Annotated in this window: 9 protein-coding genes; 6 read left to right on the top strand and 3 right to left on the bottom strand. The window is 65.0% G+C overall.

Going from position 1 to position 13,542, the window contains the following annotated elements:
* The first annotated feature begins 79 nt into the window (after window positions 1-79).
* Both lepA and RX330_RS03695 read left to right on the top strand, forming a co-directional pair.
* Window positions 80-1,891: a translation elongation factor 4 gene (lepA, locus tag RX330_RS03700; protein WP_212079668.1), complete on the top strand. Its 1,812-nt coding sequence runs from the start codon at window positions 80-82 to the stop codon at window positions 1,889-1,891.
* Between the two features lie 531 nt (window positions 1,892-2,422).
* Window positions 2,423-3,412 carry an ABC transporter substrate-binding protein gene (locus RX330_RS03695; RefSeq protein WP_317242115.1) on the top strand — a complete coding sequence of 330 codons (990 nt, stop codon included), beginning with the start codon at window positions 2,423-2,425 and terminating at the stop codon, window positions 3,410-3,412.
* 170 nt (window positions 3,413-3,582) lie between these two features.
* Here RX330_RS03695 and RX330_RS03690 read toward each other — a convergent pair whose 3' ends face one another.
* Together RX330_RS03690 and RX330_RS03685 are read right to left on the bottom strand one after the other, a co-directional pair.
* Window positions 3,583-4,545 (bottom strand): tetratricopeptide repeat protein, encoded by a 963-nt coding sequence (locus RX330_RS03690; protein WP_317242114.1) that lies wholly within the window; start codon window positions 4,543-4,545, stop codon window positions 3,583-3,585.
* A gap of 187 nt (window positions 4,546-4,732) precedes the next feature.
* Window positions 4,733-6,034: a serine hydrolase domain-containing protein gene (locus tag RX330_RS03685; protein WP_317242113.1), complete on the bottom strand. Its 1,302-nt coding sequence runs from the start codon at window positions 6,032-6,034 to the stop codon at window positions 4,733-4,735.
* A gap of 194 nt (window positions 6,035-6,228) precedes the next feature.
* Between RX330_RS03685 and RX330_RS03680 the strand changes: the two genes are divergently transcribed.
* Both RX330_RS03680 and RX330_RS03675 read left to right on the top strand, forming a co-directional pair.
* Window positions 6,229-7,449, top strand: a complete 1,221-nt coding sequence (locus tag RX330_RS03680; RefSeq protein ID WP_317242112.1) for an MFS transporter — start codon at window positions 6,229-6,231, stop codon at window positions 7,447-7,449.
* 11 nt (window positions 7,450-7,460) lie between these two features.
* Window positions 7,461-8,627, top strand: coding sequence for an acyl-CoA dehydrogenase family protein (locus RX330_RS03675; protein WP_317242111.1), 1,167 nt, complete (start codon window positions 7,461-7,463; stop codon window positions 8,625-8,627).
* Between the two features lie 220 nt (window positions 8,628-8,847).
* Here RX330_RS03675 and RX330_RS03670 read toward each other — a convergent pair whose 3' ends face one another.
* Window positions 8,848-11,010: a putative bifunctional diguanylate cyclase/phosphodiesterase gene (locus tag RX330_RS03670; protein ID WP_317242110.1), complete on the bottom strand. Its 2,163-nt coding sequence runs from the start codon at window positions 11,008-11,010 to the stop codon at window positions 8,848-8,850.
* 464 nt (window positions 11,011-11,474) lie between these two features.
* Between RX330_RS03670 and mepA the strand changes: the two genes are divergently transcribed.
* Both mepA and modA read left to right on the top strand, forming a co-directional pair.
* On the top strand, window positions 11,475-12,419 hold the full coding sequence (gene mepA, locus RX330_RS03665) for a penicillin-insensitive murein endopeptidase (RefSeq protein WP_317242109.1): 945 nt from the start codon (window positions 11,475-11,477) through the stop codon (window positions 12,417-12,419).
* Window positions 12,420-12,754: 335 nt separating this feature from the next.
* On the top strand, window positions 12,755-13,540 hold the full coding sequence (gene modA, locus RX330_RS03660) for a molybdate ABC transporter substrate-binding protein (RefSeq protein WP_317242108.1): 786 nt from the start codon (window positions 12,755-12,757) through the stop codon (window positions 13,538-13,540).
* Window positions 13,541-13,542 lie beyond the last annotated feature (2 nt).

Here is a 13,542-nt window from a genome sequence, read left to right as displayed (position 1 = left end):
ATCAGCTTGGCGTGAACAAAGGCCCTGAAAATACAGCAATATGGTTGCCGCACGGGGATGTGAGTGGTATCCCGCGCCCATGACGACCGTCCCCATTTCGAACATCCGCAATTTCTCCATCGTCGCCCATATCGACCATGGCAAATCGACGCTGGCCGACCGCCTGATCCAGATGACGGGCGGCCTCTCCGACCGCGAGATGGCGGGCAAGGAGCAGGTGCTCGATTCCATGGACATCGAGCGCGAGCGCGGCATCACCATCAAGGCGCAGACGGTGCGCCTCCAGTACCGCGCCAAGGACGGCAAGGACTACATCTTCAACCTGATGGACACGCCCGGCCATGTCGACTTCGCCTACGAAGTCTCGCGGTCGCTGGCAGCGTGCGAAGGTTCCCTCCTGGTGGTCGACGCCAGCCAGGGCGTCGAGGCGCAGACGCTCGCCAACGTCTACCAGGCGCTCGACAACAATCACGAGATCGTCCCGGTCCTGAACAAGGTCGACCTTCCCGCCGCCGAACCCGAGAAGATCAAGCAGCAGATCGAGGACGTCATCGGCATCGACGCCTCCGACGCGGTGATGATCTCGGCCAAGACCGGCCTCGGCGTCCCCGACGTGCTGGAGGCCATCGTCACCCGCCTGCCGCCGCCGAAGGGCGACCGCGACGCGACGCTCAAGGCGCTGCTGGTCGACAGCTGGTATGACGTCTATCTCGGCGTCGTCGTTCTCATTCGCGTCGTCGACGGCGTCATGAAGAAGGGCAGCCGCGTGCGCATGATGGGCACGGGCGCGGCCTATGACGTCGAGCGTGTCGGCTTCTTCACGCCGAAGATGACACAGGTCGACGAGCTCGGCCCCGGCGAGATCGGCTTCATCACCGCCGCGATCAAGGAAGTCGCCGACACCCGCGTCGGCGACACCATCACCGACGACAGGAAGCCGGTCACCGAAATGCTGCCCGGCTTCAAGCCGGCGATCCCCGTGGTGTTCTGCGGCCTGTTTCCGGTCGACGCCGACGATTTTGAGACGCTGCGCGGCGCCATGGGCAAGCTGCGCCTCAACGACGCCAGCTTCTCGTTCGAGATGGAGACCTCGGCCGCACTCGGCTTCGGCTTCCGCTGCGGCTTCCTCGGACTCCTGCACCTCGAGATCATCCAGGAGCGGCTGTCGCGCGAGTTCGATCTCAATCTGATCGCGACCGCGCCGAGCGTCATCTACAAGATGAAGCTCACCGACGGCAGCGAGCTCGAGATCCACAATCCCGTCGACATGCCCGACGTGGTCAAGATCGCCGAGATCCAGGAGCCGTGGATCGAGGCGACGATCCTCACGCCCGACGAATATCTCGGCAGCGTCCTGAAGCTGTGCCAGGACCGCCGCGGCTCGCAGAAGGAGCTGACTTACGTCGGCGCCCGCGCGATGGTGAAATACGATCTGCCGCTGAACGAGGTGGTGTTCGACTTCTACGACCGCCTGAAATCGGTTTCCAAGGGCTACGCCTCGTTCGACTATCATCTGACCGACTACAAGCCGGCCGACCTCGTCAAGATGCAGATCCTCGTCAACAACGAGCCGGTCGACGCGCTCTCGATGCTGGTCCACCGCACCCGCGCGGAAGGGCGCGGCCGCGCCATGGTCGAGAAGATGAAGGAGCTGATCCCGCCGCACATGTTCCAGATCCCGATCCAGGCGGCGATCGGCGGCAAGGTGATCGCCCGCGAGACGGTGCGCGCGCTGCGCAAGGACGTCACCGCCAAATGCTACGGCGGCGACATCACGCGTAAACGAAAACTTCTGGAGAAGCAGAAGGAAGGCAAGAAGAAGATGCGGCAGTTCGGCAAGGTCGACATCCCGCAGGAAGCCTTCATTGCCGCGCTGAAGGTGGATAGCTGAGGCGGGGGCTTGGGAGGGCCGGTCCGGTCTTCGGGGCCGGGAAACAGGCGGCCTCCGGGCGGCAAAACAAAAGTGCGAAAACAACCCCATGCACAGTAGCCGCCCCCTTGGCGGCATTGCGCTTTTTCGCTTTTTGCGAATCCGGTTTGATCCGTCGGGCAAAACAGGGGTATGGTGGCACTATCGGAGAGGGCCGGATGAGCCGGCACGATAGTCCATCTGATTTTTTCGACTCTCGATCATTCATGCATGGAGCAATTTCATGGTCCGTGCAAATATCACGCGTCGCAAAGATACTTGGCAGCCTAGGCGCTGCGGCATACCGGGCTTCTGCAATAGCGTCAGCGTCGTTAATTGTTTCGGCCCGCGCGCAATCCCGCTCGGGAAACATGCGTGCTCGTTCCCACGCGTATTACGGACCCCGATAGCGCCATCGCGTCACGGAACGATTGCGTGGGCGCTGGGCAAGTGGTTGTTGGCTCGGGTCGGCGCTCGCGTTATTGTGGTTGAGCCTCAATCAGAGGAGGTGTCATGCAGCGACGGGAATTTCTCGCACTGATCGGCGCCGCGGCGGCCTGGTCACCCCTTGCTCGCGCGCAACAGCCGAAGAAAGTCCCCCATATTGGCTTCTTGACCACCGGCTCGATCGAGCAAACCCGGACTTCGATGGCTGCCTTTCATCAAGGACTGCGCGAACGCGGTTATGTCGACGGAGAGAATATCATCGTCGAGCTTCGAGCAGCCGATTCAAAGGCCGAACAACTCCCGGCCTTGGCGAGTGACCTCGTCCGTCTCAATCCTGCTCTTATCGTTGCACAGAATTCGCTTGCTGCGCGGGCAGTGCAGCAAGCTACCAAAACAATTCCTGTTGTTGTGCCAGTTATGGGCGACCCCGTCGAAGACGGACTCGTCGCCAGCATCGCCCGACCAGGAGGTAACATCACGGGACTAACCTTCATCGGCCCGCAGCTTGTTCCCAAGCGGCTCGCGCAATTGAAGGAAGCATTGCCCAAGGCGTCTCGCATAGCAGCGATCTGGCACCCGGCCGCATACGGCAAGACGACAACTCAAGGCATGATCAGCGCTGCGGAGTCCGCATCAAAAACCGTGGGCGTTCATTTGCAACTGATTGCCGTCCAGGATCCTGACGGGCTGGGCGAGGCGTTTTCCGCGCTTGCGGGCGCGCGTGCCGATGCAGTCTTCCTATTTCCCAGCCCGATGTTCTTCATTGCACGCAAGCGCATCGCCGAGCTCGCCGCAGAGCATCGGCTGCCACTGTTTGCCATTGGCAAGGAATTTGTTCAACTCGGTGCGCTCCTGTCCTACGGAGCGGATATCATCGACTTGAACCGGCTAGCCTCTGATTACGTCGATAAAATCCTCAAGGGCGCCAAGCCCGGGGATCTGCCGGTCGAGCAACCAACCAAGTATGAACTATTCGTCAACCTCAAGACTGCAAAGACACTCGGGATCGAACTACCTGCTACATTGCTGGCCCACGCGGACGGGGTAATCGAATGATTGACTGATGCAAGTCGATGCATTCGATGGCTTCGTAGGGTGGGCAAATCGGAGCGTGCCCACGAGATTGCGTGCGGTCGGGAAGAATGGCAGGCACGGCGCTCGAAGGGCTTCGATTGCGCCTTTGTTTTTCGAGCTACAGCGGACGCATTGCCCTAACATCCTGCTCTTCAGATCGGCCTTGTCTTCCCGCGAATGGCCATCGACCGTTTCAGGACCTGCTCGGCATCGGCATAGCGGCCTTGATACTTGTAGAGACCGGCGAGGTTTTCCAGAACGCCGGCGAGATCCGGATGGTTGGGGCCGAGGGTTTTTTCGAAAGTGGCCGCCGACCGCTTGAACAGCCGCTCGGCCTCCGCGTTACGGCCCTGACGCCCGTAGAGCGCAGCCAGATTGTTCTGTGCCTGCGCGATGTCGGGATGATCCGGGCCGAACGCCTTCTCGGTCACCGCCATCGACCGCTTCAGCAGGCGCTCGGCATCGGCATAGCGATGGCGATTGATATAGGCGTCGGCCAAATTGTTCATCAGCACCGTGGCTTCGGGATCGTCGGGACCGAGCGCCTTCTGCAGCACGGCGAGGCCTCGCTTGAATAGCGGTATGGCCTGATCGTACTGGCCCTGATGGCTGTAGACCGCGCCGAGGTTGCTCAACGCCATCACGATCGACGCATCATTGGGGCCGACCGTCTTCTCGCTGATGGCGATCGAGCGCTTGAGGAGCGGCTCCGCTTCTGCGTAACGCTCTTCCGCGCGATAGAGATCGCCCAGATTGTTCAGCACCATGGCGACTTCGGCATGATTCGGACCGAGTGTCCTCTCCCGGATCGCCAGCGCGCGCTTGTACAGCGGTTCGGCAACAGCGTATTGGCCGAGATTGTAATGGATCGTGCCAAGGTCGTTCAGCGGCATCGCGACGTGGGCATCATCAGGGCCGAACTCCTTCTCGCGAAGGGCCAGCGACTTCTGGGCGAGCGGCAGCGCTTCCATGTACTTCCCGGCCCGATAAAGCACCTTCATCTGCCGCGCGAGCGTGCCCGACTCGTCCTCGTCGGCATCGGACGGCACGCCGAACGACAGGCCCAAGGCAAGCGCCGTGACTGCAATGCAGATCGATGCTTTCAGGGTCCTCATCGCGCCTTCCCTCGTGGTGGCTACCGGGACTTACGCGCGGTTGGTGCTCCCGGACGCCGGACAGGTTCAATGCAGCCGTGGCTCGTGGGCCCATCGCCGGGCGGTCGCCAAGTACCAGGCAGGAGGATGAACGCAATCGACCGCGCACCGCCGCAGCTGTATGCCATTGGCAGGCGTCAGCAATTCATCATTGCCCGAGCTGTTGCAGCACGGCGAACCACAACGCGAGCGGCTCCCGGAGTGCGCCCGGCTCGGACGGCTTCTGGCGCACGGCGGTGTGCACCATGACGAGCTTGGAGGCGGGATCGACCAGGATGAACTGACCGCGGATGCCGAGCAGGGCAAATCGGCGCGGCTCGCCGGGGAGGAGCCACACCTGGTAGCCGTAACCGAAATACGGCGTGGCCACTTTCGGGGCGAGATGGCCATCGGCCGGCCGCACAATCGTGGCATCCAGCAACCATTGCCGGGGGATCAATTGACGGCCTTCCCAGGCGCCGTCATGGGCGAGCAACCGGCCCAGGCGCGCATAATCGCGCAAGGTCGCGTTGAAGCAGCAAAAGGCGACCTCCTGTCCGCTGCCGTCGATCGCCCACGAGGCATCCGCTTCGGTGCCGATGGGGTCCCAGATCCGGTCGCGGAGATAGTCGGCGACCGGCGTGCCCGTGGCGGCGCGCAGGACCAAGCCGAGTATCTCCGTTTCCACGCTGGCATAGTGGAATTTGGTGCCTGGCGGCGCGGTCCGTGTGTTGAACTGCGCGACGATGGCGGCGGGGTCTTTCGGCGGGCCGGCGAACAGGGCCCGCCCAAGCCGGGCGATGTCGTCGTTCCCGTCATAGACTTCCGAGAATGCGACGCCTGACGACATGTTCAACAAGGCCCGGATGGACGTGTCGCCATATTCCGTGCCTGCAAGGCCGCCGACGTAGGTCGAGACAAGGTCGTCGATCGACTTGATCCGTCCCTCCGAGACCGCGATCCCGACCAGCATGGCCACCACCGTCTTCGCCATGGACTGCGAGACAAAGCGGTGGTGGTCGGTCCGCGCATATTGATAGTGCTCGTACAGGATGGTGTCATCCCTCGCGATCAGGAGGCCCGTCACCGGGTTGCGCTTGAGGTAGTCCGCAATGCCGAGCTTTTCGGTGCCAAAACTGTAGGTGACCTGTGGCTCCGGCGCGCGCTTGAATTGCCAGGGCGCCGTCGAGCGAGCGACCCGGCGCGAGGGATAGATCTCGCCGAAATGGCTGTAGCTGCCGACGAGCTTATCGAGCGGGGGAGCGGCTCCGCGCGTGCCGACCGGATAGCCTTCAGCCGCACCGTAGAGCTCGGCATCGGGACCGCTATCCGAAAAGACCGGCCCCGGCGCGGCGGGCGCGCTTCGGACGTCCTGCGCGCACGCTAGGGGCGACCAGATCGCGGACGCAAAAATGACGGGCAGGAAAAGCCAGCGGCACCCGCGCGGCCTAAACGACGCTCCCCAGTTCATTGCACTTGCCTCCCCGCACGTTGGTGGGTGCGCGCTTCACGAGAACAACATCGCAGGCTGGTGACGCGCCGCATGCTATCATTGCGGGTGGGCCGTGTCAGCCTGCGGTGGCAACCCGCCTTGCTCTCGCCCCGCGGATCAGTCACCATCCCTGCCGCGCACCATCAACAAAACCAACAGCGCCGAGGAAACGCATGAGCAACCCGTCACGCTTCGACTATGGCTGGGTCGTTGTCGCCGCGGGTGCGCTGATGACGTGTGTCGGGTTCGGCACGATGCTGTCGCTGGCGGTGTTTTTGCAGCCGATCTCGGAAGAGATGGGCTGGTCGCGCGCCGGCGTGTCGGCGGCGGCGACGCTGGACTTTCTCTGCATGGGCGTGGCCGCGTTCTTCTGGGGCACGCTGTCGGACCGGTTCGGCACCCGCATCGTGGTGCTCGCGGGAAGCCTGCTGCTCGGACTCGGCCTCGTCACCGCGAGCCAGGCCACGAGCCTCTGGCAATTCCAGCTCTTCTTCGGCGTATTGATCGGCATTGCCGCCGGCAGCTTCTATGCACCGATGATGGCGCTCGCGAGCGCCTGGATCGAAAAGAATCGCAGCCTCGCGGTGGCGCTGGTCTCGGCCGGCATGGGCGTGTCGCCGGTGACGATCGCGCCGGCCGCGAGCTGGCTGATCACGGCCTATGACTGGCGCACCGCGATGCTGGTGATCGGGTGCGCGGCCTGGGCGCTGCTGATCCCCGCCTGCTTCCTGGTGCGTCCGGCGCCGCTGGCCGCCGGCAACACGAATGCAGACGCCGCACCGACCGTGGAGCTGACCGCGGCGCAGGCGCTGCGCACGCCGCAATTCATCGCGCTCGCCGCGGCCCATTTCGCCTGCTGCGCCGCGCATTCCGGTCCGATCTTCCACATGGTGTCCTATGCGATGGTGTGCGGCATCGCCCCGCTCACGGCGGTGACGGTCTACAGCGTCGCCGGCGTCTCGGGCCTCGGCGGGCGCCTGCTGCTGGGCGCGCTGGCCGATCGCATGGGCGCAAAGCCCGTCCTCGTCGGCGGGCTGTTCGTGCAGGCGATGTGCATCGCGACTTATCTCGCGGTGGCGCAGCTCGGCGAATTCTACGCGCTCTCGGTGGTGTTCGGCCTCGCCTATGGCGGGGTGATGCCGCTCTATGCGGTGCTGGTCCGCGAATTCTTCGGCGCGCGCATCATGGGCACCTTGTTCGGCGCAGTCTCGGCCTTCGCCAGCCTCGGCATGGCGCTCGGGCCGTGGGCCGGCGGGCTCGTGTTCGACAGTTTCCAGCAATACACCTGGCTGCACGCCGGCTCCTTCGCGATCGGGCTCGCCGCCGTCGCGGTGGCGCTGAGCTTTCCGACCAGACGCAGGCAGGAGCTCGACGTTGGACGTATGGTTGCTTGACGGGGTGGCGCATGGACAGAGCGCAAGGCTTCGATCACAGCTTCGATCTTGTCGCACGTGCCCGCACCGTCGCGCCGCTGATCGCGCGCGAAGCCGACGAGATCGAGCGGACGCGGCGGCTGACGCCGGTCGTCGTCGCCGCCCTGGTCGAGAACGGCCTCTATCGCGCGCTGCTGCCGCAGAGCCTCGGCGGCACTGAAGCGTCCGTCGAAGCGTTCATGCAGGTGCTGGAAGAGATCGCGAAGGCGGACGCCTCGACCGCCTGGTGCCTCGGCCAGTGCGCGGTCTGCGCGATGATCGCGGCCTCGCTCGACCACGATACCGCCCGGGAGATCTTCAACGCGCCGCCGGGCATTCTCGCCTGGGGCGCCATCGCGCATGAGGCGCGCAGCGTCGAGGGCGGCTATCGCGTCACCGCGCGCTGGGATTTTGCTTCGGGGTCACGGCAGGCGAGCTGGCTGGGCGCGCATGTGCGCATCGTCAATGGCGACGGCACGCCGCGGACAAACGCCGACGGCTCGCCGGAGGTGCGCACCATCCTGTTTCCCGCCGCGAGTGCGACGTTGCACGACGTCTGGCAGGCGATCGGGCTCGCCGGCACCGGCACGGACTCCTATGAAGTGAACGACCTCTTCATCCCCGAGCGTTTTACAGCGTTCCGTGACGCGCCATCGGCGTTGCAGGAGAAAGGCCCGCTTTATAGGATCGGCACCGGCTCGACCTTCAGCCTCGGCTTTGCGGCGGTCTCGCTCGGCGTGGCGCGGGCAACGCTCGATGCCGCCGTCGCGCTGGCGCGTGGAAAGCACCCATCGCTCGCCGCCAGCGCGATGCGCGACAACCCATCGGTCCAGGGCGTGATCGGCCGCACCGAGGGGGATTTGCGTGCGGCGCGCGCCTATCTCTACGCGACCGCGCATGCGATGTGGCGCGACCTCTGCGTAACAGGCGAATTCAGCGCGGCGCATCGCAGTGCAGTCCGCCTGGCCTCAACATGGACCATCCATCAATCAACAGGCGTGGTCGATACCGCCTATCACATGGCCGGCGCGACGGCAGTGTTCCGCAGCAATCCGTTCGAGCGCCGGTTTCGCGACATGCACGCGATCGCCCAGCAGATCCAGGCGCGGGATAGCCATTACGAGGATGTGGGGAAAGCGATTCTGGCGAGAGAGCGCTAATCGCTTCCACGCTGACGGTGCGCTCCCTCCCCGCTGGCGGGGGAAGGTTGGGGAGAGCGTCTCTCCGCAACGGGACAATCCCTCAGAGGAAAGACCTCACCCGCGCCTTCGGCGCGACCTCTCCCGCAAGCGGGAGAGGTGACCGGAGAGAGCGGCGAGCCCCTTACGTTGGGGAGACACTTGCGAAACAAGAAGATATGGCTGCGAAGGACCGCGATGCTCACGCCACCAGTGCCGCGTCCTCTCCGTCAATTCCCCGCTGTGCCGCGAGCAGGCCGATGATCTCCGCATTCGGCCGGGCCTTGCTGAACAGGAAGCCCTGGCCCTCGTCGCAACCCTCGGCGCGGAGGCCGCTGAGCTCCGCTTCGGTCTCGACGCCTTCGGCGGTGATGGTGACGCCAAGGCCTTTGCCGAGGCTGACGATGGAGCGGATGATCGCTTGCGCTTCGCGGTTGGCGCCGAGGTCGCGCACGAAAGACTGGTCGATCTTGATCTTGTCGAAGGGGAAGCTGCGCAAATAGCTGAGGCTGGAATAGCCGGTGCCGAAATCGTCCATGCAGATGCGTATCCCGAGCGCGCGCAGCGCATGCAGCGTCGCCAGCACCTGGGCGCTCTTTTCCAAGAGCAGTGTCTCGGTGATCTCGAGCTCGAGCCGCCGCGGCGGCAGGCCGGAATGCTTCAAGGCGTCGGTGACGATCGAGAGCAGATTGCCGCTGCGGAACTGGAGCGGCGACAGGTTGACGGCGATTCGGACATCGTCCGGCCAGGCCGCGGCATCCAGGCAGGCCCGGCGCAGCATCAGCCTGCCGAGCGGGTTGATGAGGCCGGTTTCCTCGGCGACCGGAATGAACTCGGCCGGCGAGATCATGCCGCGCTCCGCATGCGGCCAGCGCACCAGCGCTTCGAAGCCGGTGATGCGGCCGCTCTGGAGGTCGATCAGCGGCTGATAATACGGACGCAGCACGTCGTTCTGGATCGCGTCGCGCAGCTCGACCTCGATCTTGCGGCGGCTCTGCGCTTTTGCATCCAGCGCGGCCTCGAAGAAGGCGAAGCTGCCGCGCGCGTCCAGCTTGGCGCGGGACAGCGCCATTCCGGCGCTCTTGAGCAGCTTCTCGGACTCATCGCCGTCGCCGGGCGCCATGGCAATTCCAATGGAGGCGCCGATCACCACGGAATGGCCGTCGAGCAAATGGGGATCGGCGATGGCTTCCAGGAGCCGCTTGGCCAGCATCACCGCGTCCTCGGGACGCGCCAGCCCGCTCTGCAGAACCGCGAACTCGTCCGAATTCAGCCGCGCCAGCGCGTCTTCCTCACGCAAGGTGGAGCGCAGCCGCTTGGCGACACCGCGCAGCAGCTTGTCGCCGACGGCGTGTCCCAGCGTGTCGTTGACCGACTTGAAACTGTCGAGCCCGAGGATGAGCAGCGCGGCCTTGTCGGAGCTGCGCCGCGCATGCAGCAGCATCTCGTCCATCTGCTGGCGCAAGAGATTGCGGTTGGGCAGGCCGGTGAGCCCGTCATGCTGGGCCATGAAGGCGAGCCGCGCCTCGGCGCGCTTGCGCTCGGTGATGTCCATGAGGGCGAGCAGCACCGCGGGCCGCTCGGCATAGGTCAGTTCGCGCGAATAGATCGCAAGATCGATCAGCGCGCCGTCGGCCTTGACGTGCTTCCAGGTGCGCCCGGCCTGCTCCTCGCTCGAGCGATCGGCGGTCCAGGGCGGCTCGCTGTCGAAAGCCTGCAAGGCGCGGATCTTCAGCTGCTCGAACTCGGCGCGGCTGTAGCCGTAATGCGCGACCGCGGCGTCGTTGACGCCGAGGATGCGCTCGTCGTCCAGCGCGCAGACGATCATGGGCACGGGATTGCCGTCGAATAGCAGGCGGAACGAGGCCTCGCGCTGCTTCAATTCGGTGATGTCGACGCGCAGGCCGACGACGCCGCCGTCGTCGGTCAGCCGCTCGTCGATCAGGATGACGCGGCCGTCCGACAGCTTCTGCTCGTGGCGGGCGGCGGGTTGATAGAGCTTTTGCAGCCGCTCGGCGATCCACTCGTCTTCGTGGCCGATGGCCTCGGGATAGTCACCGCGCGCGACACCGATGCGCAGCGTGTCTTCGAGACGCGCGCCTTCCGCGAACAGATCGGCGGTCTTGCGGTAGATCTCGGCGTACTTCTTGTTCCAGAGCACGTAGCGGCCGTCGGCATCGAGAAACACGATGCCCTGCGGCAGGATGTCGATGGCCTGGCGCAGGCGCTCATGGGATTTGCGCGCTTCCGCGATCGCGGCTTCCGCCTCGGCGCGGCTGCGCAGGACCTCGTCGCGGTCCGAACGGGCTTGCGACGCGCGCGCCTGGCGCGGCTTGCGTGGCGATTCGCCGGCCCGGGCAAGCACACGTCCGTTTCGTTTTCTTGGTTTTCGAGACCCCAAACCCAACTTCCACTCGTCCGCTCGCGCCCGCCGGATGCAAGTTTTGGGGCAAGTGTCTGAAAAAAAGGTAATCTTGGGTCGCCGCGCCCACCAGGGCAGCGTCTTGCGAACACCGAGAACCTCTCTCACCTGCCTGTTTGCGAGGCCAAGCGGGCATAGTGGCGCGACCGACCTGCGGCCCTCGCCACAATCGGGGAGAGAGCGTAGCGCAAAAACGTGCCCTTCCCATGAATCAATTCCGCCGGCGCGTCGGATTGCATACGGGATCGATCCGAACCTCGTTCCGCGCTCGAATTTTGGTCAATGCAGGACACGGTTATCGGGCCGTTAAAAATCGGGCTGGCCGGCGAGAAGACGCCGCGAGTTGGCGGCTCGGCGAAAGCCCCATTCTTAACCCCGGCGCGGTGTTGGGTTATAAGGGAATCAGTATGAGCCCCCGCCACATCGCCCCTCTCCTGCTCGTCATGACGTTCCTGGCCGCCGGCGGCGCGCTGGCCCAGGACAAGGGCAGCGTCAATCCGAAGCCGCTGCCGCCGCTCGCCAATCCCAACGACCCCGATATCGCCGCCAAGGAGCTGTTCGCGCGCAAGCTGCTGCCGTCGAAGGGACCGGCCCGCGTCATCGGCTCCTACACCAAGGGCTGCATCGGCGGGGCGGATCAGATGCCGGTCAACGGCGGCCATTGGCAGGTGATGCGGCTGTCGCGCAATCGCAGCTATGGCCACCCTGACATGATCGCGCTGATCAAGCGCCTCGCGGCCCGGGCGCACAAGGATGCCGGCTGGCCGGGCATACTGGTCGGCGACATCGCCCAGCCGCGCGGCGGCCCGGCGCTGTCAGGCCATGCCAGCCATCAGATCGGCCTCGATGCCGACATCTGGCTGACGCCGATGCCCGACCGCCGCCTCTCGCGCGAGGAGCGCGAAGACATGTCGGCGGTGATGATGGTGCGGCCCGACCGGCTCGACGTCGATCCAAGAGTGTTCACGCCTGGCCATGTGCTGGTGCTGCGCGATGCGGCGCGGGAGCCGGCGGTGCAGCGCATCTTCGTCAACGCCGCGATCAAGAAGGCGCTGTGCCGTGAGGCCAAGGGCGACCGCACATGGCTGTCGAAGATCCGTCCCTGGTGGGGCCACGACTACCACTTCCACATCCGCATGCATTGCCCGGCGGGTGCCGACGAATGCGAGGGCCAGCCGTCGCAGGCCGAGGACGAAGGCTGCAAACCCGCCGATCTCGCCTATTGGTTCTCGGACGCCGTACTGCACCCCAAGCCGCCGCCGGAGCCGCCGAAACCGAAGCCGCCGATGACGCTGGCGCAGATGCCGGCGGCCTGCAAGGCGGTGCTCAATGCAGCGGATGTCAAGCCCTAGGGTTTTCTTGGAGGGCAAGCTGTCGCCTCACTCGCCGCTGTTGTCCCGGGGCGCGAAGCGAACCCGGGACCCACAGCGAGTGGTTGTGACGCGAACTGGTGGCTTCGAGTCTTCGCCAAATTGCTGCCTGTGGCTATGGATCCCGGGCTCGCGCTGCGCGTGCCCGGGGATGACGGACCAGGTTTGACCTCGCGGCCCGGCCTGCTATCTTCACCAGCAGCGATATCCCTGCCGGCCGTAAGCCGCAGCCGGGCCCCGTGGAACGGCGCTTCCGCCCGTCGCGACCTGACCCGCCAACGCCAGATCTGCGCGTGAGCTCGCACGGAGCGCTCCTCATGATTCGTATTGCCGGACTTGTCGCTGCCTTCGTCGTCCTCGCAAGCGCGAGCCTTTCGCCTGCCGCTGCGCAGGACAGGACCATCACCGTGTTCGCCGCGGCGTCGATGAAGAACGCGCTCGACGAGATCAACGCGGCCTACACCGCCAGAACCGGCGTCAAATTCTCGGTCAGCTATGCCGCAAGCTCGGTGCTGGCGAGGCAGATCGAGCAGGGCGCACCAGCCGACGTGTTCGTTTCTGCCGACACCGACTGGATGGACTACGCGATCGCCAAGAAGACCATCAACGCGCCGTCCCGAGTCAATCTGCTCGGCAACAGCATCGTGCTGATCGCGCCGAAGGCGTCGGGGATCGACAGTGTGACGATCACGCAAGGCTTCGACCTTGCAAAGCTCGCCGGCGACGGCAGGATCGCGACCGGCGACGTCAAGTCGGTGCCGGTGGGCAAATATGCCAAGGCGGCGCTCGAGAAGTTGGGGGCCTGGCAGGCCACTGAAGCGAAATTCGCGATGGCCGAGAGCGTGCGCGCGGCGCTGACACTGGTGGCGCGCGGCGAGGCCAATCTCGGCATCGTCTATGCCACCGACGCCAAGGTCGAGCCCGGTGTCAAGATCGTCGGCACCTTCCCGGCGGATTCGCATCCGCCGATCGTCTATCCCGTCGCCGCGACCACGACCGCGAAGGACGGGACCTCCGACTATCTCGCCTTCCTGCGCTCCTCAGCCGCCAAAACCATCCTGGAAAAATACGGCTTCAGGTTCCTGATCAGCCCCGCGACGTGATA

The organism is Bradyrhizobium sp. NDS-1, assembly GCF_032918005.1.
Lineage (GTDB): Bacteria > Pseudomonadota > Alphaproteobacteria > Rhizobiales > Xanthobacteraceae > Bradyrhizobium > Bradyrhizobium tunisiense.
The sequence above is the reverse complement of the archived record's forward strand: the minus strand, read 5'-3'. Positions and strand labels throughout refer to the sequence as shown.